The sequence below is a fragment of the Rathayibacter sp. Leaf296 genome (assembly GCF_001423045.1).
Classification (GTDB): domain Bacteria; phylum Actinomycetota; class Actinomycetes; order Actinomycetales; family Microbacteriaceae; genus Rathayibacter; species Rathayibacter caricis.
Genome location: NZ_LMNR01000001.1, coordinates 1,109,992 through 1,132,987 on the forward strand (window position 1 = coordinate 1,109,992; position 22,996 = coordinate 1,132,987).

Genomic DNA, 22,996 nt, shown 5'->3' on the forward strand with positions numbered 1-22,996 from the left:
GTGGGTCGCATGAGTAGCGACTGGCTGGGTGGGGGCGTCGTCTGGGCGCTCGCCGCCGTTCTGTGGGTCGCCTACCTGATCCCCACGTGGATGCGCCGACGGTCGTACAACGCGACCGAGCGCAACGCGGTGAGGCTGCAGCAGACGCTGCGGATCCTCGCCGAGACCGCGGAGGTGCCCGAGCACGTGCGTGCGGAGGCGACGGCCCGCGAGGTCGCGCTGCAGCAGCGCACCCTCCGGGCCACCGAGACACGACGACGAGCCGAAGAGAAGGCACAGGCGATGGAGCTGGCACAGGCGGAGAAGGCGGCGCGCGAGGCGCTGCGACGGGCATCCGCGACCACGGAGCAGAGCACTCGCACGCAGCCGGGTGTGCTGCGCTGGCGTCAGGGTGCGGCGGCGGCGGTCCTGGTCGGAGTTGTCGCCGGTCTGGTCGGGCTCGTGATGCTGCCGTTCGGCGGCACTGCTGTGGTGCCCTGGCTCGGAGCGCTGCTCCTCGTCGCGGGAGTCGCGACGCTGCTGGTGCTGGCCCCTGGACGCCGTCGTGCGGCGGCTCCCGCCGCGGAGGTGTCGACGTCGGTCCCCGTCTCGCGTCGCCCCGCCGAGGTCTTCGAGGCCGAGCTCGCGCAGGACGCGCCCGCGGAGGCGGAGTCGGCCGTCGCGGAGGAGGCGCCGAGCTGGACGCCGAAGCCGCTGCCCAAGCCGCTGTACCTCTCGCGCGGCACCGTGGCCGCGAGCGCCATGGCGTCGATCGACGCCGTCGAGCGGCTGCGCGCGGCTGCAGCGGAGGCGGAGCTCGCGCAGCGCGCCGCCGCCGCCGCTCCCGAGGTCGCCCCGATCCGCACCCCCCGCGCCGCCGCCCCCGCGCCGGTTCCGGAGGCCCCTCGCCCCACCTCGCGCTTCGCGTCGATGGGCGTCGTGGACGGCGTCGACGCGATCGACCTCGACCGCGCTCTGCAGCGCCGACGGGGAGCCTGACGGCTCCGTTCGTCGATTCGGAGCCGGCTTCACGGCGTGCTAGTGTGGACGAGTTGTTCGGGCCGGTGACGGCTCGAAAGGCACGGGTCCGTGGCGCAGTTGGTAGCGCGCTTCGTTCGCAATGAAGAGGTCAGGGGTTCGAATCCCCTCGGATCCACCGGTACTGCAGAAGGCCCGCTCGAGAGAGCGGGCCTTCTGTGTTTATGAAGGTCAGGCCCGCTCGAGAGAGCGGGCCTTCTGTGTTTATGAAGGTCAGGCCCGCTCGGTGAGCGGGCATTCTGTGTTCGCGAGGGTCAGGCCCCCTCGAATGGGCGGGCCTCCTGTGTCTCCGGGGCTTCGGTAGGAGCCGGTCAGCGGAGGGACGGGTCCGGGTCGTCCCAGTTCTCGACCGTCTGGAGTACCCAGAACGCGGTGAAGAGGGCGAGTGCCGCGGCCTCGACCAGCAGGAGCCACTGCTCGCCGAGCAGCGCCTCTCCGCTGCCGCTCGCGACCAGCGCGACCAGGGCGAGATCGGTCGCGGCGAGGAGTGCCGCGAGCAGTCCGTAGGCGATCGAGTAGCCCCGCGACGTGCCCGGGCCGCGAACCCCCTCCGACCGCACCGCGTACGCGTGCACACCGGCCACGGCCGCCATCAGCAGGAAGAAGACCGCGGCGGCGCCGTAGTGGGCGACGGCGCCGAACGCGGGTGTCGCGGAACTCACCGCCAGCGCGGCCAGGAGGGCGGCGGCGATCGCCACCTTCACGAGGGCGCCGCGGTCGAGTGCGCGATCGAGGGCGAGGAACACCGTGGAGGCGACGAGGACCGCGCCGCCCACGACCAGGTAGGCGAGCATGCCGGCGGCGATCTCGTCGGTCGCACCCGGCGGCAGGCACCGGACGACGCCCTCCGGGCAGCCCGCGCCGGTCAGTCGCACCAGCTCGTCGGACCGCAGCGGCACGGGGACCAGCGCGATCAGGGGCGCGGTCATGCCGCCGAGCAGCAGGAGGTACCGCCGCAGACTCCGCCCGGCGAGCACGACGAGGCCCACCGCGACCGCGAACAGGGCGCCGACGAAGACGGACCGGACGGGCGTGTAGTACGCGGCGCTGATCGAGCGGAGGGGGCCGACGGTAAAGATGTGCCACAGCACTGCGACCCCGAGCAGCAGGACGGCCGCGCAGAGCGAGACGCGGACGTAGCGATGGGTGCGCAGCGACGAGAGGGTGCCGTCGGCCCGCAGCGCGTCGGTCGAGCGCACGCGCGCTACCCGGCTCGCAGGCCCGAGGAGCCGAGTGCGAAGTCGACGTCGATGCGGATCGCGACCCGGAGGGGGTTCTCGCGGGGCACGCGGTAGCGGCGCGAGTAGAGGTCGACGGCGTGCGCGACCGCGTCGGGCTCCTCCTCGATCGAGGCGGGGCCGCCGAGGCTGAGCCAGCGGATGCCGTCGACCTGACCGACGGTGGCGGTGCCTCCGCGACGCACGTTCAGCACCTTCTGGCTCTCGCGCGAGGTGATCACGCGCACGACGCCGTCCTCGTAGGTGAATCCGACGGCGACGACGTGCAGGCGTCCACCGCGGCCGGGGGTGGAGAGGGTGGCCAGGTGGCGCTCGGTCACGAACTCGAGGCCGTCGGGGCTGAGGATGCTCATGCCGCGAGCGTAGCCGGGGGTGCTGACAGGGCTGCGACCGAGCGGGTGGCGCAACGACGGCGATGCCCGAGCCGGTCCTCCACAGGGTCGATCTCCGCTCCTGCTGCACCTCGCCGCGCGCCGGAACGCATACGAAGGTGGTATTCCGACATATCCTCATTCCGTGGGAACCGATCGGCGGTTCCGCACGGAGGAGGAGCACCATGTCCCTACGCACACGACGGATCGCAGCCACGGGAGCGGTCGTCGCCGCCCTGCTCACCGGGATCGTCGCCGCACCGGCCGACGCCGCCGGCTCGGGGCAGACGCGGGTCACCCCGGCACAGGGCTGCAACGCGGGCAACTACGCCTACCGGAGCTACGCCAGCAGTGGCCGCGCGGTCGCGTTCACCTCGTTCGACGGCTACTGCTGGGGCAACAAGTCCGCGGGAGCTCGTGCCATCGCCGGCTCGGCGGTGAGCACCTGGCAGTACAACTGGGCCTCGGTCACCGTGACGATCGCGAAGCCGGCGTCGGCGACCGTCTACGGCAACCACTCCATCAACGGCGGCTACGTCCGGAACACCTGATGAGGCTCTCGGTCCCTGCGCTCGCGGGTGCGGGCGCCCTCCTGATGCTCGTGCTCGCGGGCTGCTCGGGCGCGCCCGAGAACGGGTCCGCCTCCCACGAGCCGTTGTCGTCTGCGCAGATCGAGGCACTCGCGGATCAGGAGCGCGAAGCGGGCCACGAGGAGCAGGCCGCGTTCCTCGAGGACGGTCTCGTGACGTTCGAGGAGTACGACGCCTCGTTCGTGCTCTACGCCGACTGCCTCGCCGCGAAGGGGTTCACCGTCGAGGGTCCGCAGGTCAGCCCGGTGGACAGCGTGCGGTACGAGTCGACGACGGACATCGGCACGCGGGAGCAGTCGGCCGCCCTCGCGGACATCGACGAGTGCCACGCCGCGTACTCGACGAGCGTCGCTCAGGCCTACGAGCTGTCGCAGCCGCAGGTCATGGATCCGCCACTGGCGCAGGCGACCGCGGACTGCCTGACGGAGAAGGGGCTCCCGGTCTCGGGGGAGGAGACCGCTGTCGCGGACTTCATCGACTCGGCCGGAGAGGGCGAGGACGACGAAGTGACGGCCTGCGTCCTCGACGAGGCGGCACGCCTCTACCCCGAGATGACCTCGCTGTCGGTGGGGTACTGAGATGGCACGGGGAGTGGTGCGGGGGCCGCTGATCGGCGCCGGTCGCGCGGTCCTCCGCGCCCTCCTCGTGCTGGGGCTGCTCGTCTGGGTCGCGCTGCCCGTCGCCGGGTACCTGAAGCTCACCGAATCCACTCGGTCCGCCTCGCTCGCCCCGGCGGTCGACGTCTGGGCTCCGGTGCAGGCGAGCACGGTCCCGACGCGACGGACGATCGGAGTCGTCGTCGGACGAGCACCAGTGGTCGAGCTCTACGCCCCGGCCTGGAGCGGGCTCGTCGAAGCGACGGACGTCGAGGCCGGCGCGGTCCTCCACGAGGGGGACGTCCTGGCGACCGTGGGCGGCATCGACCGGATCGCGGTCGCCTCCGAGCGTCCGTTCGGCCGGGAGCTGCACCGGGACGACGAGGGCTCCGACGTGGCGTCGCTCAACGCTCTGCTGTCCCGGCGCGGGCTGGCCGCTCCCGACTCCGACGAGTTCACGGCTCGGACGCTGGCCTCCGTGCGGTCGCTGGCGAAGGAGCTGGGCGTTCCGCAGTCCGGCACGGTGGAGTCGTTCGACCCCGCCTGGGTCGTCTTCCTGCCGCTGCCCGACGTCCGCGTCGCCGCGTCGGCGCTCCACGTCGGAGCGACCGCACCAGGGGCGGGGGAGGTGATCGCCACGAGTCGTCCGCGTGTGTCGAGCGCCCTGCTCGACGCGGCGGGCACCTCCGAGGCGGGCGAGGGCGACGAGGGCACGGTGCAGGTCGCCGTCACCGCGGCCGAGGGCGAGAGGCTGGAGGTCGGCGGACGCGAGTTGCCGCTCGCGCCGGACCGCCTCGGTGTGGAGGCGAGCGGCTGGGACGCCCTGGACGGGATGATCGACCCCGCACGCTCCAGGATCGACGCGGTCCTGGTCGCCGAACCCGTGCCCGGGACCTGGATCGTCCCAGGTGCCGCCGTCGGTATCGACGGGACGGGGGCGTCCTGCCTCGTCCGCCGCTCCGACGGACCGAGCGAGCGCATCGCGGTCGCCGTGGCGTCCAGCGCACTCGGTCGCAGCACCGTCTCGGGGCCGCTCGTCGACGGCGACGAGGTGCTCGTCTCCAGCGCGACGGGAGGGCCGCCGTGCTCGTGACCCTCGTCGACGTCGGTGTCGTCCTCGGCGGCCGGACGATCCTGCGCGACGTCTCCCTGGCCATCGACGCGGGGCAGACGGTCGCACTCGTCGGACCCTCCGGTGCGGGCAAGTCGACTCTGCTGGGCGTGGTGGCAGGCGACCTGCGCCCGTCCAGCGGCGCGGTGCGGACCGTGCCGAGGGCGGACTCGGCCTGGATCGTGCAGTCGACCCCCGTGCTCACCCGGCGCACGGCTCTCGACAACGTGGCCCTCGGCGCCCTCTCGGCCGGCGCTCCGCGTCGGGCCGCGGAAGCCGACGCGCTCGGAGCGATGGCGGCACTCGGTGTCGAGGCGCTGGCGGATCAGACGGTGCACCGGCTCTCCGGTGGGGAGCGACAGAGAGTCGCCGTCGCGCGCGCCATGGCGGCGGGCAGCACTCTCATCCTGGCCGACGAGCCCACCGCGGCACTCGACGCGGTGTCCCGCTCCCTCGTGGTGGTCGCTCTGTCGATGGCCGCGAGGTCGGGGGCGGCCGTCGTCGTCGCCACGCACGACCTCGTCGTCGCCGACTCCTGCGACCGCGTCGTGCGGATCGACTCCGGACTCCTGATCGAGTCGGCGGTCGACGCAGGCGTTCCCCTCCACACGCGGCGGGCGCCCGGAACCCGAGGTGCGCCATGACGGGAAGGAGGTTCCGGCTCGGGATCGTCGTCCAGGAGGCGGCGCGCACCGTCGCGGCCCACCCGGCCCTCGGGGTCCTCGCCGTCTCCGCGGCGATCCTGTCGGGCTTCCTGGTGCCCGCGCTGACCTCGGTAGAGGTCGGGGCCCTCGAGGCCGAGGCGAGGGAGCAGGTGCTCGCCGGCTCCACGGTGCTCACGGTGTCCGCGAAGGACCGCGTACCGCTCCCGGCCGCCCGGTGCGACGCCCTGCGCGCTGTCGCCGGCGTCGTCGCCGCGGGCGGTGTGCTCGCGAGCGAGGACCTGCCCTCCGAGGGGGGTTCGTCCGTCACGCTCGTGCGCGCGACTCCGGGCTACGCGGACGTGGTCTGGCCGGCGGACGCACTCCGGCCGGACGAGCCGACCTCCGCCGTCGCGGGAGCGCTGCTCGGCTCACGCGCCGGAGTCAGCGGTCGCAGCACGCTCTCGGGTCTCCTCGTCGACGGGCGGAGCGAGTCGATCGCGCTCGACCAGGTGGCGGGAGCCTCGCCGCGGATCCCCTTCGTCGACCGGGCGGTCGTGATCGCGGAGCCCGCAGCGGGTCCCGTCGCCGAGTGCCTGATCGAGGCCGAGAGCGGGGCGGCGGCGGGCGTCGAGGCCGTCGCCCTCTCGTGGTTCCCTGCCGAGTACGAGACGACGACGGCTCCGTTCGCGCCGACCGCCGACTCCGCCGGTGCCCTCGACGACCGTCTCGCGAGAAGGCTGTCGGCGTGGGGTCCTCCGCTCGGCGCCGTCGTCTGCGTCGCCGGCTCGTCGACGTCGTGGCTGGTGCGACGCCGCGATCTCGCGCTGTACCGCAGCCTCGGCCTCTCGAGCGGGCGCCTGCTCCTGTCCCTGACCGTCGAGACGGCTGTGCTGACAGGACTGGGGGTGATGACCGGAGCGGCCGCGGCGACGGTACTGCTCCCGTGGACGCCGCTCGCGCTCCAGCTGGCGGCGAGCGACGTGGGGGCCCTCGTCGCGCTGGTGGTCCTGATCCCGCTCGTCGGACTCGCTCTCGCTCCGCGCGGTCGGGGCCTGGACGCGCTGCGCGGCCGATGATCCTCCGATCAGACCCGCAGGAGCAGTGCCTCGCCCTGCCCGCCGCCGCCGCAGAGCGCGGCGACGCCGAGCCCTCCGCCCCGTCGCCGCAGTGCGAGCGCGAGGTGCAGGGCCAGCCGCGCGCCGGAGGCGCCGACCGGGTGACCGAGCGCGATGGCGCCTCCGTCGATGTTCACCGCCTCCGGCGCAACGCCCAGGTCGTCCGCCGACTGCAGCACCACCGACGCGAACGCCTCGTTGATCTCGATCACGTCGAGATCGGCCACCGCCGCTCCCCGGCGCGAGAGCGCCTGCAGGATCGCCGCGGACGGCTGCGAGTGCAGCGAGTTGTCGGGGCCGGCGACCTGTCCGTGCTCGGCGATCTCGGCGATCCAGGCCAGCCCCTTCGAGCGCGCCCAGCCCCGGCTCGCGACGACGAGCGCCGCGGCTCCGTCGGTGAGGGGGGAGGAGCTGCCGGCGGTGATCGTCCCCTCCGGGGAGAAGGCGGGTCGGAGGCCGGCGAGGATCTCCTCGCTCGTCTCCGGTCGGATGCCGTCGTCCTCCGAGACGACCACGTCCTCGCCCCGCCGCTGCGGCACGGCCACCGGCACGATCTCCTCCGAGAGGATCCCCGTCGCCCGGGCGGCCGCGGCCCGACGGTGCGAGAGGGCGGCGTAGGCGTCCTGGCGATCCCGCCGGATGCCGCGCTCGGCGTTCCCGTCGTCGGTCACCCGTCCCATGATCCGCCGGTCGAACGGGTCGAGCAGCCCGTCGTGCAGCAGCGCGTCCTCGAGCGGCTGCGCACCGACCCCGATGCCGTCGCGGGCGCCGAGGAGCAGGTGCGGGGTCCGGGTCATCGACTCCTGCCCACCGGCGACGACGACGGTCGCCTCGCCGGTCCGGACGAGCCGGGCCGCGTCGATCACCGCGGTGAGACCCGAGAGGCAGAGCTTGTTGATCGTCACGGTGGGCACGTCCCAGCCCAGACCCGCGAGGATCGCCGTCTGGCGCGCCGGCCCCTGCCCCGCCCCGGCCTGGATCACCTGGCCGAGGATCACCGCGTCGACATCGGGAGCCTCCACCCCCGACCTCTCGAGGGCAGCGCGGACCGCGTGAGCACCGAGCTCCGTCGCCGACAGGGTGGCGAACGCACCGCCGAAGCGGGCGAAGGGGGTGCGCGCACCCCCGAGGATCACGGCAACGAGGTCGTCTGCGGCCACGGCGGGCTCCTTCTCGACGGTGAGAGCGGACGGTGCAGGTCAGGGCACCAGGAGGATCTTCCCGCGGACGTGCCCGTCCTCGCTCGCCCGGTGCGCCTCGACGACGTCCTCGAGGGCGAAGCGCGGCCCGAGCTCGACCGTGAAGCGGCCCTCGGCGAGCAGCCGGAGGGCGTGCGGGATCGCCTCTCGGCGGAGGGCCAGCTCCTCCGACGTCAGCGGCACAGGATTGCCGCCCGACCAGGCGCGGATGCCGAGCTTTGCTGCGCGCGCGCCCACGACGGCGGTGCCCACGTGCTGCGGATCCTCGACCAGGGCGAGCGAGGCGGCGACGGCTTCGTCGGTGCCCGCGGCGTCGAGCACCCGGTCGACGCCGTCGGGAGCCGCTTCGCGCAGCCGGGCCAGCAGCCCCGGCCCGTAGGCCACGGGCTCCGAGCCGAGCGCACGCAGCCGCTCGTGGTTCGCCGGGCTCGCGGTCGCGATCACGCGGGCGCCCCGCTCCCGGGCGAACTGCACGGCGGCCTGCCCGACCGCCCCGGCCCCTGCGTGCACGAGGAAGGTCGAGCCCTCGGCGACGCCGAGCGAGACGACAGCCTGGTAGGCGGTGCCGATCGGGATGCCGAGCGCGGCCGCCTGCTCGAACGAGACGCTCGAGGGCTTCGCGTCGAGGTTCTCGGGACGGACCACGACCGAGGTGCCGTAGGTGCCGGAGGCGCCCTGCACGGCGACCTCGTCCCCGACGCGCCGGCCGTCAACTCCGGCGCCGATCGCGGTCACAACTCCGGCGCCGTCCGAGCCGAGCCGTCGCGGCTCCGTGAGAGGCGGGCTCGGTCGCACCCCCGAGCGGATCTTCCACTCGATCGGATTCACTCCCGCAGCCCGGATCGCGACCACGAGGCCGCCCTCGGGAGCCTCCGGCTCGGGCACGTCGACGACCTCGAGCACTTCGGGCCCGCCGATCCGGCGGTACTGCACGATCCTCGCCACGTCGTCCTCCTCAGGGATCCGTCAGGCCAGCAGCCGCTCGCGCACCTCGCGGCGCAGCACCTTGCCGATCAGCGAGGTCGGCAGCTCGTCCACCGGGACGACGCGCTTGGGCACCTTGTAGGCGGTGAGGTGCACGCGGCAGAAGTCGCGCAGCGCCTCGGGGTCCACGGCCGCGCCCGCCCGGAGCACCACGGCGGCTGCGACGCTCTCGCCGCCGTCCGGGCGGGGCAGCCCCACCACGGCCGCGCGCGACACGTCGGGGTGCGACTCGAGAACGCCCTCGACCTCGGACGGCGACACGTTGAACCCGCCCGTGATGATCAGCTCCTTGGCGCGGTCGACGATCGTCACGAAGCCGTCCGCCGACACCGTCGCGATGTCGCCCGTGCGGAGCCACCCGTCGGCCAGCAGCGTCTCGCCGGTCTCGCCGGGGCGCCTCCAGTAGCCCTGGAACACCTGGGGCCCGCGCAGCAGCAGCTCGCCCGATTCGCCGGGACCGCGGTCGACGGACGGGTCGGCCGGGTCGACGAGGCGGATCTCGGTGCTCGGGAACGGCACGCCCACGGTGCCCGGCCGCCGGGTCGGCCCCACCGGGTTGCCGATCGCGACGGGCGAGCTCTCGGTCATGCCGTAGCCCTCGACGAGGAGCCCGCGGCTCGCGCGCTCCCAGCGGTCGACGGTCGCGACGGGGAGCCCCATCGCTCCGGAGATGGCGAAGCGGATGCCGCGCAGATCGAGCTCGCCGCGCTCGGACGCCCGGGCCAGTGCGTCGTACACGGGAGGCACTGCAGGCAGGAACGTGGGCGGCGAGGACTTCGCGGCCGCCTTCACGAGTCCCACGTCGAACGTCGGGAACAGCACGACCTTCGCCCCGATGCTGATCGCGAAGGTCAGGCAGAGAGTGAGTCCGTAGGCGTGGAAGAGGGGGAGGACCGCGTAGAACGTCTCGTCGCCCTCGCGGAGCCCCGGCACCCACGCCCGACCCTGCATCGCGTTCGCGCGCAGATTCGCGTGCGAGAGGATCGCTCCCTTCGGCGTGCCGGTAGTGCCGCTGGTGTACTGCAGCAGTGCCGTGTCGCCGAGGGAGGGCCGGGGGTGCGAGCGCGAGAGCCGGCGGCCGCCGAGGAGTCGGGAGAACGGGAGGACCGAGCGGGAGCGGGGCCGCCCCGTCAGCTTCGCGCGAGCCGCGCGGACCTTCGGCAGCGGCAGGCGCAGCGCCAGGCGCTTCGCGAGCGGGAACGACTCCGTCAGGTCGACCGCGACGACGCGCTCGCCGCCGACATCGGCGGGCATCGCCGCGACCGTGTCGGCGACCTTGTCCCAGACCACCGCGACGCGCGCGCCGTGGTCCTCGAACTGCCGACGCAGCTCCCGCGGCGTGTAGAGCGGGTTGTGCTCGACCACGATCGCGCCCAGCCGCAGAACCGCGTAGAACGCGATCACGTGCTCGGGGCAGTTGGGCAGCACGAGTGCGACGCGGTCGCCGGGGCGGACGCCCAGCCGGCGCAGCCCCTCCGCGGCCCGGGAGACCTTCTCGCCGAGCTCGGCGTAGGTGGTGTCGGCGCCGAAGAACTCGAGGGCCGTGCCGCGGCGGTAGCGGGCGACCGAGTCCTCGAGGAGATCGACGAGGGTCTGGGTGGGCGGATCGATCTCGCTCGGGACGCCCTCCGCGTAGGAGGTCAGCCACGGCTTCGTCGCCAGGTACGGGGTTCCGGGAGTCACGGAGCCACTATCGGGCATCAGCCTCCGGGGTTGCTCCGAGCCCGGGGCGAGGGGGTGACGGCGGAGGCGGGCCCCCGCGCAGACTGGAGCGATGAGCGCAGCCATCGACCTCCTCCGCGACGCCTTCGACCGGGTGCACGAGAACGTGCACGCGGTCCTCGACGACATCACCCCCGAGCAGCTCGGCTTCCGTGCCGACGCGCAGGCCAACTCGCCCGCCTGGCTGATCTGGCACCTGACGCGCGTGCAGGACGACCACCTCGCCCCGCTAGCGGGTCACGAGCAGGTGTGGACCGCCGAGGACTTCCACGGTCGCTCCGCTCTGCCCTTCGAGCCGGGAGCGAGCGGCTACGGGCAGGAGCCGTCCGAGGTGGCGGCGCTCGCCGCGGTTCCCGCGCACCTGCTCGCGGAGTATCACGACGCCGTGCACACGACGACGCTCGCCTACCTCGACACCCTCTCGGACGAGGATCTCGCCGAGGTCGTCGACCGCCAGTGGGACCCGCCGGTGACCCTCGGCGTCCGCCTGGTCTCGGTCGTCGACGACGACGCCCAGCACGTGGGACAGGCCGCCTTCGCGAAGGGCCTGGCCGAGCGCGCGTGAGGCCCGTCCGACGTCGGCCGCACTCGCGATGCCGCTACCCTGGAGCCGGCACCGCCGCCCAGCGGCGGAGTCCGCGGAGCGAGGACCGCGCCACCGAGAGGACCACCACGTGACGTCGCCCGACACCACCACCGCCCCCGCCCCCCTGAAGCGCAAGGGGCGTGACGTGCCCGCCGAGATCGCCCGCTCGTGGCTCCTCGTCAACGCCACGCGCACCGAGACCTTCGACGCCGCGCACGCGTCGCGCGCCGACCAGATCGTCCTCGACATCGAGGACGCGGTCGACCCGAAGGCGAAGCCCGCCGCGCGCGCCGACGTCGTCGAGTGGCTGAAGGGCGACAAGAAGGCCTGGGTCCGCATCAACGACCACTCCACACCGTTCTGGTCGGACGACGTCGATGCGCTGAAGGGCCTCCCCGGCCTCGCCGGCGTCATGCTCGCCAAGACGGAGGCGGCGGAGCACGTCACCGAGACCTTCGACCGCCTCGGCGGCTCGACCCCGGTGCTCGCCCTCGTCGAGTCGGCCCTCGGCATCGAGGAGGCGGTCTCCATCGCCCGTGCCCGCGGCTGCTTCCGCCTCGCGTTCGGCAGCGGCGACTACCGCCGCGACACCGGCACGAGCGCCGACGATCTGGCCATGGCCTACCCGCGCTCGCGCCTCGTCGTCGCCTCGCGCATCGGGGATCTGCCCGGCCCCATCGACGGTCCGACCGTCTCGAACAGCCACCCGGTGCTCCGCGAGCAGTCGGCTCTGACCGTGTCGCTCGGGCTCACCGGCAAGCTCTGCCTCGACACCGAGCAGCTCGCGGTCATCAACGAGGTCATCAGCCCCACCCCGTCCGACGTGGCGTGGGCGCGCGATTTCCTCGACGACTTCGAGGCGCGCGGTCGCGTGATCCGCGACGGCAGCGACCTGCCGCGCCTGGGCCGGGCCAAGAAGATCGACAAGCTCGCAACGGCGTTCGGAGTGAATCCGCTCTGATCCGCCGTCCGCGGCACGAGGACGAGGAGGCGCCCATGGGCGCGGTCAGCACCTTCCTGTGGTTCGACGACGCGGCGGGGAAGGCGGCGGAATTGTACACGTCGCTCGTCCCGAACTCGCGGATCCTCGACAGCCGCGTGCTGCCCGAGGGCTCGCCGTCGCCGGGAGCGCTGCTCTCGGTGGTGTTCGAGCTCGACGGGCAGCGGTTCCAGGCGATCAATGCGGGCCCGCGCTTCCCCTTCACCGAGGCGGTCTCGATCGTGGTGACCGTGGAGTCGCAGGCGGAGCTCGACCGGCTCTGGGACGCTCTGACGGCCGACGGCGGTCAGGAGAGCCGGTGCGGGTGGCTCCGGGACCGATGGGGGCTGTGGTGGCAGATCGTCCCGTCCGTCCTCGGCGATCTCCTCGGCGGAGCCGACGCCGAGGGCGCCTCCCGCGCCATGCAGGCGATGCTCGCGATGGACCGGCTCGACATCCACGCGCTCGAACAGGCGTATGCCGGCGCGTAGATCCGGGACGGCGCGCCGCTCCGTCTCGCTCCGGCGGGCCTACCTCCGCGACTACCGCTACGCCTACGGGTCGCGCTTCGCGCATCTGCGCGACGGCTGGGACGTCTCGCACTACTCCGACGGTGATCGCCCGCCGGTGCTGCTGATCCCGGGCGTCTACGAGACGTGGCAGTTCCTCCGGCCCGTCGCGGACCGGCTGAACGGCGCCGGCCATCCGATCCACGTGCTGCCCGCGCTCGGGTACAACACGCGTCCGATCGTCGCTTCGGCGGCCCTCGGGCAGCAGTACCTGCGCGAGCACGGCCTGCGCGACGTGGTCGTGGTCGCGCACAGCAAGGGCGGTCTGATCGGCAAGCACATGATGGTGGTGGACGACCTGCAGGAGCGGCGCATCGACCGCATGATCACGGTCTCGACGCCCTTCACCGGCTCGCCGCTGGCGAGGATCGCCCCGGCGCGAGCGCTCCGCGAGTTCGACCCGCACCGCCCGGTCATCCGGACCCTGCTCGCCGAGCGCGACGCCGATGCGCGCATCACGTCGATCTACGGGATGCGCGACCAGTACATCCCCGGCGGCAGCCGCCTTGTCGGCGCGCACGAGAACATCGCCGTGTCGGTCGTCGGGCACTTCGCGCTGCTGTCGCACCCGAAGGTGCTCGACCTCATCGCGTCGCGCGTCGATCCGGAGTGACGGGGCCGGGGCACCGAGGCGCGCCCGGCCGATCGCGGGTCAGCTCCAGGGCGTGAGCAGCACGAGCGGGATCTCGCGCTCGGTCTTCGTCTGGTACTCCGCGTAGTCCGGCCAGGCCGCGACGGAGCGCTCCCACCACACCGCGCGCTCGTCGCCCTCGAGGACACGCGCCGTGTAGTCCTTCTTCACGGGCCCGTCCTGGAGCTCGACGTGCGGCTCCTTCAGCATGTTGCCGTACCAGACGGGGTGCTCGGGGGCGCCGCCCTTGGAGGCGACGACGACGTACTCGCCGTCGTGCTCGACCCGCATGAGCGCGGTCTTGCGCAGCTTGCCGCTGCGCGATCCGACGGTGGTGAGGACGATGATCGGCTTGCCGCGGAGGAGGTTGCCCTCCGCGCCTCCGGTCGCTTCGTAGAGCTCGGCCTGCTCGCGGGCCCAGGCGGACGTGCTCGCTTCGTATTCTCCGGTGAGGGGCATGCTCCGATCGTAGCCACGGGCGCGCGATCGCCTCGAGACGTGCACGAGGATGGAACGGTGCAGGCTCCCGACCAGATCGACCGCGCGCTGATCGCGCGCCTCCGCGACGACCTCCTCCGCGCCCGCTACGGCGTCGACGCCGTCCGCGAGCTGTGGGGGGAGGCGGCCGCCGAGGCCCTCCACCGCGGCGACCGCGTGCCCGCGCGCCGAGCGCTCGCGCGCCGCGCCGACGCGACGCCCGAGGAGCAGGCGCGCGCCGTCCTCGCGCGGCTCTTCCTCCTGGCCGATCCGGTGACGGCCGCAGAGGCCGAGGCCGCGTTCGCGTCGCTCGGGCTCGAGGGGGCGATCGGCCTCGAGCTCGTCCGCGCCGAGGCCGGAGCCGTCGTCGTCGCCGCCCTGGATCTGCGGCCCTACGACCTCGTCGACCTGCACGGCGCCGCGTCGTGGTGGATCGCCTCCGATCTGGGCGAGCTGGCGCTGGGCCGCGCGCTGTCCGAGGACCACGTCCTCGGCGTCGGCGGCGCCAGTCTGACCCTGACCGGGTTGATGATCCAGCGCCCGGTCGGCAGCGTCCTCGACCTCGGCACCGGGTGCGGCATCCAGGCCCTCCACGCCTCCCGGCACGCCGACCGGGTGGTGGCCACCGACATCTCGCACCGGGCGCTGGCGATCGCCGCCTTCAACGCCGAGCTGAACGGGATCGACTCGATCGAGTTCCGCCACGGCAGCCTGTACGAGCCGGTCGCCGGCGAGCGGTTCGATCACATCGTCACGAATCCGCCGTTCGTCATCACTCCGCGCGGTGCCGGCGTTCCGTCGTACGAGTACCGCGACGGCGGGCTCGAGGGCGACGAGATCGTCCGACGCGTCGTGCTCGGCGCGGCCGAGCACCTGACTCCGGGCGGGGTCGCGCAGCTGCTCGGCAACTGGGAGTACCGCGCCACGGCCGACGCCTTCGATCGGGTGCGCACGTGGCTGGCCGATGCGAGGGGTCCTCTCGAGCAGGCGCTCGAACCCGGGCGAGCGGGACTGGACGCCTGGATCGACGGCTCCGCGTCGCCGCTCGACGTGTGGGTCGTCGAGCGCGAGCAGCAGGACCCCGCGGTCTACGCCGAGACGTGGATCCGCGACGGAGGGACGACCCGCGGTGCGGAGTTCGACGCTCTGGTCGACGCCTGGCTCGAGGACTTCGAGCACCGCGGAGTGACGGGGGTCGGGTTCGGCTACGTCACCCTGCGGCTGCCCGCCCGTCCGCGGCCCCCGCTCCGCCGCCTCGAGCGGGTCGACGGTGCCCTCTCCACCGCGGGCCTGGGCGGGCACCTCGCGCACTGCCTCGACGCGATCGAGCGGCTCGCCGACCTCGACGACCGCGCGCTGACCGGGCTGTCGCTCGTCGTCGCGCGCGATGTGACGGAGGAGCGCCACTACTGGCCGGGCAACGACGACCCGACGGTGCTGCGGCTGCGCCAGGGCGGCGGCTTCTCGCGCACCGAGGACGTCGACACGGCCCTCGCCGCGGTCGTCGGGGCCTGCGACGGCGAGCTCTCGCTCGCGGCGATCATCGCCGCCGTGGCGTCGATCCTGCAGGTCGAGGAGGAGGCGGTCAGCGCCTCCGTGCTGCCGGGAGTGCGGGAGCTGATCGCGACCGGGATGCTCGTCCTGCCCTGACCACGGCCGCTTCCACGCGGATGCTCAGAACAGGGTCGCGGAGGAGTCCTCGACGGTCGCCGTGGACGGGGCGGCAGCGGGTGCGGCGCTCGGCCAGCCGGGGCCGGCGTCGACGGGCTGCCTGCGCTGGAACGCCGTCGCGGCGGCGCGGGCGCGCACGTCCGCGGCCTCGTTCATCCGGTGGTTCGCATGGCCCTTGACCCACTCGAAGGTGACGGCGCGACCCTGGAGGGCCTCGTCGAGGGCCTTGATGATCTCGACGTTCATCACCGGCTTGCCGTCGGCCTTGCGCCAGCCCTTCCGCTTCCAGCCGGGCAGCCACTCGGTGCACGCCTTGATGGCGTACTGGCTGTCGCAGAGGATGTGCAGCGGCTCGTCCTCGTGCGCGGTGGAGCGCAGAAGCTCGAGCACCGCGGTCAGCTCGCCGATGTTGTTCGTGCCGTGCGACCAGCCGCCGGCGGCCCAGCGCGCGTCGTCGACGTACCAGGCCCAGCCGGCGGGGCCGGGGTTGCCCAGGGCGGATCCGTCTGCGGCGGCGATGATGCTCACGTACTGCTCCTCGTGCGGTCGGTGCACCCGCGCGGGCGCCTTTCGAGGGTAGTCGCCCGATGCGCTCGCCCCGGCCGTGAGCCCGGACCTCCGTGAGCGCAGCCGTCTGCGAGCGCAAGCCGGTGCCGGATGTCGGCCCTCGCCGCCAGAGTGGACGCATGACCAGCATCCCCACTCTCACGCTCAACGACGGCACGTCGATCCCGCAGCTCGGCTTCGGCGTCTTCAAGGTCGACCCCGACGAGACCGAGCGCATCGTGTCCGAGGCGCTCGAGGCCGGCTACCGGCACATCGACACGGCCGCGATCTACGGCAACGAGGAGGGCGTCGGCCGTGCGATCGCCTCCTCCGGGCTCGCGCGCGACGAGCTCTACGTGACCACGAAGCTGTGGAACGGCGACCAGGGCCGCGACACCGCGCCGGGAGCCCTCGACCGCAGTCTCGAGAAGCTCGGCCTCGACTCCGTCGACCTCTACCTCATCCACTGGCCCAGCCCCGCGCAGGACCGCTACGTCGAGAGCTGGGAGGCGATGCAGGAGCTGCAGGCGGCCGGCCGCACCCGCTCGATCGGCGTCTCGAACTTCCTCGTGCCGCACCTGGAGCGCCTGCTCGCCGAGACCGAGGTGGTGCCCGCCGTCAACCAGATCGAGCTGCACCCGTACCACCAGCAGCCGACCGTGACGGCGTTCGGCGCGCAGCACGGCATCGCGACGGAGGCGTGGGGGCCGCTGGGGCAGGGCAAGTACCCTCTGCTGGAGCTGCCCGTGATCACCGGGGCCGCGGAGGCGCACGACGTGACTCCCGCACAGGTCGTGCTGCGCTGGCACCTCGACCGCGAGCACATCGTGTTCCCGAAGTCGTCGACCACGGCGCGCATCGTCGAGAACATCGACGTCTTCGGCTTCGAGCTGACCGACGACGAGCGCGACGCCATCACGGCCCTCGAGCGGGCCGGCCGCGTGGGCGGCGACCCGAACGAGGTCGCGTAGCACAGGCAGAGCGGCGTCAGCCCGCGCGCCCCGCGAGCGTGACCCGCGTCGCGTAGGGCATCCCGACGCGGTCGCCCGGCAGCCCGTCCACGACTCCGGACACCGCGGCGAGCACCGCGGCCCGCTCCTCCTCCGGCAGGGCGATCACGTAGCTCCGCGAGGCGAACATGTCGAGCAGCGCTGCCCGGTCGAGCTCGAACGTCCAGGCGAACGCCGCGAAGGCCCGGCGCTCCAGCGCGGGCCCGAGCGGAGGCTGCAGCGTCTCGAAGCGCTCCGCGGGGGAGGAGCCGGCCACCTCGCCGAGACGGCGCACCCACGGCACGCTCTCGTCGCGGATGTTCCAGACGAGAGCCGCGACTCCGCCCGGCACGAGCACCCGCGCGATCTCCTCGCTCGCGTGGACGGGATCGACCCAGTGCCAGGCCTGCGCGATCGTCACGAGCTCGACCGACGCGCTCTCGAGCGGGATCTCCTCCGCAGTGCCGGGCAGCGCGGTCACCGAGGGCAGCGACTCCACCAGCCGCCCGCGCATCGCGCCATCGGGCTCCACGGCGGTGACGTCGAGACCCCGCGCCACGAGGGGCGCCGTGAACTTGCCGGTCCCCGCGCCGAGGTCCAGCGCGCGCAGCCGATCGGGGGTGTCCGCCCCGGCGGCACGAGCGCGCTCCGGCAGACGCGCGCCCGGCGCCCGGGTCGGCGCGTGCGCCACGATCCAGTCGACCGCGTCGTCCGGGTAGCCGGGCCGCCCGCGGTCGTAGGCGTCGACGGCACGGCCGAAGGAACGGGCGGGATCCTGCTGCGTCATGCCTCCGAGGCTACGAGTCCCCGGTGCAGCACGTCGATCGCGTAGCCGTACCCCGCGATGCCGGCCCCGACGATCACGGCGACCGCGATGTCCGAGAGGCAGGAGCGGTGCCGGAACTCCTCGCGCCGGTGCACGTTGCTGATGTGCACCTCGACCATCGGGAGCTCGGTCGCCAGCACGGCGTCGCGGATCGCGATCGAGGTGTGGGTGTAGGCGCCCGCGTTGAGCACGACGCCCGAGCAGGTTCCGCGCGCCGCGTGGAGGCGGTCGATGATCGCGCCCTCCGAGTTCGCCTGGAAGAACTCCACGTCGAGGCCCAGGGCGCCGGCGCGCTCGATCGCGAGCGACTCGACGTCGGCGAGCGTCGCCGAGCCGTACAGCTCGGGCTCGCGCGTGCCGAGCAGATTCAGGTTCGGTCCGTTGACGACGAGGATCGGGAGGGTCACCCTCCGACCCTAGCGGCGAGCATCCTCACTCCACGGGAGCGAGCGCCGCGAGGTCCAGGGGGAGCGGAGGCAGCTCCGCGCGCAGGCGGATCAGCTCGAGGGCGTGGGCGTCCAGTCGGCGGTCCTCGTCGGTCACCTGCTCGAGCTGCGGTACCGGCTCCGCGGTGCCGTCCGGTCCCGGCACGACGAAGACGCTCATGCACTGGGTCGTCAGCTCGAGTTCGCCGGTGCGCGGGTCGCCCGAGCGCACGTGGATCGCGAGGTGCATGCTCCGGCCGCCGGTGTGGATCAGGCGTGCCTCCACCTCCACGAGGTGCCCGATGCGGACCGGGCGGTAGAAGTGGATGCCGCCGGAGTAGACCGCGACGGCGTCGCGTCCGCTCCAGCGCTGCGCGACCGTGTCGGCCGCCTCGTCGATCCAGCGCATGACGATGCCGCCGTGCGCGTTGCCGCCCCAGTTGACATCACCGGGGGCCGCGAGGAAGCGGAAGACGATCCGCGGTCCGGTGCCCTCATCGGTGTACCGCTGCTCCCGCATCACCTCGTGCAGCGCGCGGCGACCGGCGATGCGGGCCGCGGCGCCCTCGGCGAGCGCGGCGTCCTCGATCGAGCGCGGCCGCCACTCCGGCACCGTGCGCGGCCGCTTCTCGCCGTCGACGGCCACGAAGATCAGGAGGCAGTGCGTCGCGGGCTCGTAGACGCCCGTGCGCGGATCCGCCTGGCCGACCCGGACGAGCACGTGCATGCTGCTGCGTCCCGTGTGGATCACCTGCGCGCTCGCCTCGATGAGGTTGCCCACGACGATCGGCCGGGTGAAGTGCACGTTGCCGACGTAGGCGGTGACGCAGTACCCGCCGCTCCAGCCGACGGCGCAGGCGTAGCCCGCCTTGTCGATCCACTCGAGCACGCGGCCGGCCTGGGCGCTGCGGCCGTCGGCGGTGGCGTCCTGCGGAGCGGCGAGGAAGCGGAGGGTGATGCGGTCGGTCATGTGCTCCAGTGTTCCTGCTCCGCGGCGATCCGCGGTTCTGAAGGACGTGGACCCGCGGAAGGGGGTGCGAGAAGGGGGATGCTCCTCCCGCGGGCCACAGTGTGTGCAGGCTCGGGGCCTGCGAGTCGGGTCAGGCCGCGGGCTGCGCGGTGAGGTCCTGCGCGAGCAGGCGGAACCGGAGCGCCTCCAGCTCGGCGGTGAGCTCGGCGGGGAGCCGGTCGCCGAATCTCGCGAAGAACTCCTCGGTCAGCGCGCACTCGTCCAGCCACGCCTCGACGGGCACGGCGAACAGCTCGCGCTTCACGGCGTCCGACAGGTTCAGCCCGTGCGTGTCGATCTGGACGGGCAGGTCGCCCAGAGGGCTGCGCCGCGCGTCGGCGGCTCCCTCGAGCCGGCGCACCAGCCACTGGATCACCCTGGCGTTCTCGCCGAAGCCCGGCCAGAGGAAGGAGCCGTCGGCGCCCTTGCGGAACCAGTTCACCTGGAAGATCGCGGGTGCCTTCTCGCCGAGGTCCTCGCCGACCGCGAGCCAGTGCGCGAAGTAGTCGGCCATGTTGTACCCGCAGAAGGGGAGCATCGCGAACGGATCGCGGCGCAGCTCGCCGACGGTCCCCTCCGCCGCCGCGGTCTTCTCGGAGGCGATGGTCGCGCCGAGGAACACGCCGTGCTGCCACGAGGTGGCCTGCGTCACGAGCGGCACGTTCGTGGCGCGGCGGCCGCCGAAGACGATCGCGTCCAGCGGCACGCCCTCGAAGGCGTCCCAGTCGTCCGACAGCGACGGGCACTGCAGGGCGGGCGCCGTGAAGCGGGCGTTCGGATGCGCGGCCGGCGTCGACGAGGCGGGCGTCCAGGGCTCGCCGCGCCAGTCGGTCAGGCGCTCGGGCACATCGTCGGTGAGCCCCTCCCACCACACGTCGCCGTCCTCGCGCAGTGCGACGTTGGTGAAGATCGTGTTGCCCCAGAGGGTCTGCACGGCGTTGGGGTTCGAGGTCTGCCCGGTGCCGGGAGCCACGCCGAAGAAGCCGGTCTCCGGGTTCATCGCCCAGAGGCGTCCGTCCTCGCCCTTCTTCATCCAGGTGATGTCGTCGCCCAGGGTCTCGACGCGCCAGCCGGGGAGGGCCGGCTGCATCATCGCCAGGTTCGTCTTGCCGCAGGCGCTCGGGAACGCCGCCGCGACGTGGTAGCGGCGGCCCTCGGGCGAGACGATGCGGATGAGGAGCATGTGCTCGGCGAGCCAGCCCTCCTCGCGGCCCATCGCCGACGCGATGCGCAGAGCGAAGCACTTCTTGGCGAGCAGCGCGTTGCCGCCGTAGCCGGAGCCGAACGACCAGATCTCGCGGGTCTCGGGGAACTGCGTGATGTACTTCGTCTCGTTGCAGGGCCAGGCGACGTCCTCGCGGGTCGTGCCGTCGGCGTCGCGCAGCGGGAAGCCGACCGAGTGCACGCCGCGCACGAAGGCGGTGTCCTCGGTGAAGGCGGCGAGCGGAGCGGCGCCGACGCGCGCCATGATCCGCATGTTGAGCACCGCGTAGGCGGAATCGGTGAGCTGCACGCCCAGCTGCGACAGCGGGCCGCCGACCGGGCCCATCGAGAACGGGACGACGTACATCGTGCGGCCGCGCATCGAGCCCGCGAAGTACGGAGCGATCTCGGCCTTCATCGACGACGCCTCGCGCCAGTTGTTGGTCGGGCCCGCATCGGCCTCGTCCGTGGTGCAGATGAAGGTGCGGTCCTCGACGCGGGCGACGTCGTCGGGATCGGTGCGGGCCAGGAACGATCCGGGGCGCCACTCCGCGTTCAGGGCGATCAGCTTGCCCTCCTCGACCATGCGACCGGTCAGCCGGTACCACTCCTCGGGGGAGCCGTCGGTCCACTCGACCGCGTCGGGCTCGAGGATCGCGGCCATCTCTCGGACCCAGCGGCGCAGGGCGAGCGGCGCGGGCGGGACGACCTGCGCGGGCGTCGCCGTGGGCGCGGTCAGGGTGCTCGGCTCGAGCCGCACGGTGTTGGTGAAGATGGTCATGGTCGCTCCGCTTTCTCGTATGTCGTCGTCGACGGGTGGGGAGTCGGCCTCGATCAGTCGTCTGCGTCGAGGGGCGTCGTGTGGCGCCTGGAGCAAGAATGGAGGAGGATCGGGGTGTCTTGACGGGCTGCACCTCGTCAAGAACGGCCCTTTTTCTCCGTACGTCACAACCGATCGCAGGAGCTCGACGTGACAGACCCCTCCGCCGCCCCCAGCGGGACCGACGCCGCGCTGCTCGGGCAGCGCATCCGCCACTTCCGCACCCGCCGGGGCCTGACCCTCGGTCAGCTCGCCGAGCGCGTGGGCGTCTCGGGGAGTCAGCTGTCGCTCATAGAGACCGGCCGCCGAGAGCCGAGGCTCTCGCTCATGCAGGGCCTGGCGACGGCGCTCGGGGTCGAGCTCGCCGCCCTGCTCTCGGACGAGCCGCCGAGCGAGCGCGCCGCGCTCGAGATCGAGCTCGCCCGCGTGCAGAAGGGCTCGCTCTACCGCTCACTGGGGCTGCCCGAGTTCAAGGTCAACAAGGGGCTCACGACGCCCGTCCTTCAGGCGTTCCTCGGCGTCTACCGCGAGCTGGCGCGACGCAGGAACGAGGCGAGCGCCACTCCGGAGGAGGCGCGTCGGGCCAACACCGCGCAGCGGCTGCAGCTGCGCGACAGCAACGCCTACCTGCCCGAGATCGAGGCCGTCGCCGGCGAGATGCTCCGCACCGTCGGGCACCGCGGGGGAGCGCTGACGCACAGCTCGGTCTCGCGCATGGCGCGGCACCTCGGCTTCGAGATCATCCACGTGGGCGATCTGCCCCACTCCGCCCGGTCGGTGATCGACCTGGCCAACGGCCGGATCTACCTCCCTCCCGCCTCGATCCCCGGCGGGCACGGGCTGCGCGCACTGGCCCTCCAGGCCATGGCGCACCGGCTGCTCGGGCACGAACGCCCGGTGACCTACGCCGACTTCCTCCGCCAGCGCCTCGAGATCAACTACTTCGCCGCCGCCTGCCTCATGCCGCTCGAACCGGCGGTCGCGTTCCTGCAGGAGGCGAAGCGCGGCCGCGACATCTCGGTCGAGGACTTCCGCGACGGCTTCGGCGTCACCCACGAGGCGGCCGCTCTGCGCTTCACGAACCTCCTGACCTCGCACCTCGACATCCGGATGCACTTCCTTCGCGTCCTCGGCGACGGGTCGATCCAGAAGGCGTACGAGAACGACGATCTTCCCCTGCCGACGGATGTGACCGGCGCGGTCGAGGGGCAGGTGGTCTGCCGCTACTGGTCGGCCCGGTCCGCGTTCAGCCGCACCAACCGCACGACGGAGTACTACCAGTACGTCGACACCCCGGCCGGCACGTTCTGGTCGGCGTCGCAGACGGGCACGACGGCGACGGAGGAGTTCTCGATCACCGTCGGAGTTCCGTTCGCCGAGGCGCGCTTCTTCCGCGGTCGGGACACCGACCGCCGCGAGCAGTCGCGCTGCCCCGACGAGTCGTGCTGCCGCCGCGCGCCGGCGGATCTCGCCGCCCGCTGGGACGGCAACGCCTGGCCGAGCGCTCGACTGCACGCCCACGTGCTCGCCCCGCTGCCCTCCGGCACGTTCCCCGGCATCGACGACGCCGAGGTCTACGAGTTCCTCGACTCCCACGCCCGCGAATCCTGACGTCCCTCCCGCGAGATGCCACTTGGGTACGCCCGTCGCGGCGTGTCGCGTACCGAAGTGGCATCTC

General features: G+C 73.1%; 24 protein-coding genes and 1 tRNA gene. 14 read left to right on the forward strand and 11 right to left on the reverse strand.

Features of this window, described 5'->3' with window-relative positions:
* Window positions 1-9: 9 nt before the first annotated feature.
* Together ASF46_RS05160 and ASF46_RS05165 are read left to right on the forward strand one after the other, a co-directional pair.
* On the forward strand, window positions 10-978 hold the full coding sequence (locus tag ASF46_RS05160) for a hypothetical protein (RefSeq protein WP_056866655.1): 969 nt from the start codon (window positions 10-12) through the stop codon (window positions 976-978).
* A gap of 84 nt (window positions 979-1,062) precedes the next feature.
* Window positions 1,063-1,135 (forward strand) — tRNA-Ala (locus ASF46_RS05165).
* A 193-nt stretch (window positions 1,136-1,328) separates the two neighbouring features.
* Here ASF46_RS05165 and ASF46_RS05170 read toward each other — a convergent pair.
* A complete protein-coding gene (locus tag ASF46_RS05170) occupies window positions 1,329-2,216 on the reverse strand; it encodes a hypothetical protein (RefSeq protein WP_056866656.1) in 888 nt (295 codons plus the stop codon).
* A 5-nt stretch (window positions 2,217-2,221) separates the two neighbouring features.
* Entirely contained in the window at window positions 2,222-2,608 is a 387-nt protein-coding gene (locus ASF46_RS05175; RefSeq protein WP_056867448.1) for a pyridoxamine 5'-phosphate oxidase family protein, read from the reverse strand.
* A 203-nt stretch (window positions 2,609-2,811) separates the two neighbouring features.
* On the opposite strand from ASF46_RS05175, the gene ASF46_RS05180 reads away from it, so the two are divergent.
* The 5 genes from ASF46_RS05180 to ASF46_RS05200 are packed head-to-tail and all read left to right on the forward strand — an operon-like array spanning window position 2,812 to window position 6,643.
* The gene (locus tag ASF46_RS05180; protein ID WP_055787911.1) at window positions 2,812-3,177 is read left to right on the forward strand and encodes a hypothetical protein; all 366 of its coding nucleotides are present in this window, start codon (window positions 2,812-2,814) and stop codon (window positions 3,175-3,177) included.
* Window positions 3,177-3,794, forward strand: a complete 618-nt coding sequence (locus ASF46_RS05185; protein WP_056866657.1) for a hypothetical protein — start codon at window positions 3,177-3,179, stop codon at window positions 3,792-3,794. The genes ASF46_RS05180 and ASF46_RS05185 overlap by 1 nt, the downstream gene beginning before the upstream one ends.
* A gap of 1 nt (window position 3,795) precedes the next feature.
* On the forward strand, window positions 3,796-4,905 hold the full coding sequence (locus tag ASF46_RS19110; protein WP_056866658.1) for a hypothetical protein: 1,110 nt from the start codon (window positions 3,796-3,798) through the stop codon (window positions 4,903-4,905).
* Window positions 4,902-5,567 carry an ATP-binding cassette domain-containing protein gene (locus tag ASF46_RS05195; protein ID WP_162240162.1) on the forward strand — a complete coding sequence of 222 codons (666 nt, stop codon included), beginning with the start codon at window positions 4,902-4,904 and terminating at the stop codon, window positions 5,565-5,567. Before ASF46_RS19110 ends, ASF46_RS05195 begins: the two co-directional genes overlap by 4 nt.
* Window positions 5,564-6,643, forward strand: coding sequence for a hypothetical protein (locus tag ASF46_RS05200; RefSeq protein WP_056866660.1), 1,080 nt, complete (start codon window positions 5,564-5,566; stop codon window positions 6,641-6,643). The genes ASF46_RS05195 and ASF46_RS05200 overlap by 4 nt, the downstream gene beginning before the upstream one ends.
* A gap of 8 nt (window positions 6,644-6,651) precedes the next feature.
* Here ASF46_RS05200 and ASF46_RS05205 read toward each other — a convergent pair whose 3' ends face one another.
* Genes ASF46_RS05205 through ASF46_RS05215 form a run of 3 tightly spaced genes read right to left on the reverse strand, consistent with a single transcriptional unit; the run spans window position 6,652 to window position 10,566 of the window.
* The gene (locus tag ASF46_RS05205) at window positions 6,652-7,842 is read right to left on the reverse strand and encodes an acetyl-CoA C-acyltransferase (RefSeq protein ID WP_056866661.1); all 1,191 of its coding nucleotides are present in this window, start codon (window positions 7,840-7,842) and stop codon (window positions 6,652-6,654) included.
* Window positions 7,843-7,881: 39 nt separating this feature from the next.
* On the reverse strand, window positions 7,882-8,826 hold the full coding sequence (locus tag ASF46_RS05210) for an NADP-dependent oxidoreductase (RefSeq protein ID WP_056866662.1): 945 nt from the start codon (window positions 8,824-8,826) through the stop codon (window positions 7,882-7,884).
* A gap of 21 nt (window positions 8,827-8,847) precedes the next feature.
* Window positions 8,848-10,566, reverse strand: coding sequence for a long-chain-fatty-acid--CoA ligase (locus ASF46_RS05215; protein WP_056866663.1), 1,719 nt, complete (start codon window positions 10,564-10,566; stop codon window positions 8,848-8,850).
* Window positions 10,567-10,639: 73 nt separating this feature from the next.
* Between ASF46_RS05215 and ASF46_RS05220 the strand changes: the two genes are divergently transcribed.
* The 4 genes from ASF46_RS05220 (at window position 10,640) to ASF46_RS05235 (ending at window position 13,334) form a co-directional block, all read left to right on the forward strand.
* Window positions 10,640-11,152 carry a mycothiol transferase gene (locus ASF46_RS05220; protein WP_056866664.1) on the forward strand — a complete coding sequence of 171 codons (513 nt, stop codon included), beginning with the start codon at window positions 10,640-10,642 and terminating at the stop codon, window positions 11,150-11,152.
* Between the two features lie 109 nt (window positions 11,153-11,261).
* Window positions 11,262-12,134 (forward strand): HpcH/HpaI aldolase/citrate lyase family protein, encoded by an 873-nt coding sequence (locus tag ASF46_RS05225; protein WP_235576854.1) that lies wholly within the window; start codon window positions 11,262-11,264, stop codon window positions 12,132-12,134.
* 35 nt (window positions 12,135-12,169) lie between these two features.
* Window positions 12,170-12,643 carry a VOC family protein gene (locus tag ASF46_RS05230; RefSeq protein WP_056866665.1) on the forward strand — a complete coding sequence of 158 codons (474 nt, stop codon included), beginning with the start codon at window positions 12,170-12,172 and terminating at the stop codon, window positions 12,641-12,643.
* A complete protein-coding gene (locus ASF46_RS05235) occupies window positions 12,630-13,334 on the forward strand; it encodes an esterase/lipase family protein (protein WP_056866666.1) in 705 nt (234 codons plus the stop codon). Before ASF46_RS05230 ends, ASF46_RS05235 begins: the two co-directional genes overlap by 14 nt.
* Before the next feature lie 39 nt (window positions 13,335-13,373).
* On the opposite strand, the gene ASF46_RS05240 is transcribed toward ASF46_RS05235, so the two are convergent.
* Window positions 13,374-13,811, reverse strand: a complete 438-nt coding sequence (locus ASF46_RS05240) for a nitroreductase family deazaflavin-dependent oxidoreductase (RefSeq protein ID WP_056867450.1) — start codon at window positions 13,809-13,811, stop codon at window positions 13,374-13,376.
* 57 nt (window positions 13,812-13,868) lie between these two features.
* Here ASF46_RS05240 and ASF46_RS05245 point away from each other — a divergent pair, with 57 nt between their 5' ends.
* The gene (locus ASF46_RS05245; protein ID WP_056866667.1) at window positions 13,869-15,479 is read left to right on the forward strand and encodes a methyltransferase; all 1,611 of its coding nucleotides are present in this window, start codon (window positions 13,869-13,871) and stop codon (window positions 15,477-15,479) included.
* 24 nt (window positions 15,480-15,503) lie between these two features.
* On the opposite strand, the gene ASF46_RS05250 is transcribed toward ASF46_RS05245, so the two are convergent.
* Window positions 15,504-16,028, reverse strand: a complete 525-nt coding sequence (locus ASF46_RS05250; protein WP_056866668.1) for a ribonuclease H family protein — start codon at window positions 16,026-16,028, stop codon at window positions 15,504-15,506.
* A 158-nt stretch (window positions 16,029-16,186) separates the two neighbouring features.
* Between ASF46_RS05250 and ASF46_RS05255 the strand changes: the two genes are divergently transcribed.
* Window positions 16,187-17,017 (forward strand): aldo/keto reductase, encoded by an 831-nt coding sequence (locus ASF46_RS05255; RefSeq protein WP_056866669.1) that lies wholly within the window; start codon window positions 16,187-16,189, stop codon window positions 17,015-17,017.
* Window positions 17,018-17,033: 16 nt separating this feature from the next.
* Here ASF46_RS05255 and ASF46_RS05260 read toward each other — a convergent pair whose 3' ends face one another.
* The 4 genes from ASF46_RS05260 to ASF46_RS05275 form a co-directional block, all read right to left on the reverse strand.
* Window positions 17,034-17,822, reverse strand: coding sequence for a class I SAM-dependent methyltransferase (locus ASF46_RS05260; protein WP_056866670.1), 789 nt, complete (start codon window positions 17,820-17,822; stop codon window positions 17,034-17,036).
* Window positions 17,819-18,268, reverse strand: coding sequence for a type II 3-dehydroquinate dehydratase (gene aroQ / locus ASF46_RS05265; protein ID WP_056866671.1), 450 nt, complete (start codon window positions 18,266-18,268; stop codon window positions 17,819-17,821). The genes ASF46_RS05260 and aroQ overlap by 4 nt, the downstream gene beginning before the upstream one ends.
* Before the next feature lie 25 nt (window positions 18,269-18,293).
* The gene (locus ASF46_RS05270; protein WP_056866672.1) at window positions 18,294-19,256 is read right to left on the reverse strand and encodes an acyl-CoA thioesterase; all 963 of its coding nucleotides are present in this window, start codon (window positions 19,254-19,256) and stop codon (window positions 18,294-18,296) included.
* 130 nt (window positions 19,257-19,386) lie between these two features.
* Window positions 19,387-21,279, reverse strand: coding sequence for a phosphoenolpyruvate carboxykinase (GTP) (locus ASF46_RS05275; RefSeq protein WP_082485260.1), 1,893 nt, complete (start codon window positions 21,277-21,279; stop codon window positions 19,387-19,389).
* A 189-nt stretch (window positions 21,280-21,468) separates the two neighbouring features.
* Here ASF46_RS05275 and ASF46_RS05280 point away from each other — a divergent pair, with 189 nt between their 5' ends.
* Window positions 21,469-22,929, forward strand: a complete 1,461-nt coding sequence (locus ASF46_RS05280) for a helix-turn-helix domain-containing protein (RefSeq protein WP_056866673.1) — start codon at window positions 21,469-21,471, stop codon at window positions 22,927-22,929.
* Window positions 22,930-22,996: the final 67 nt, after the last annotated feature.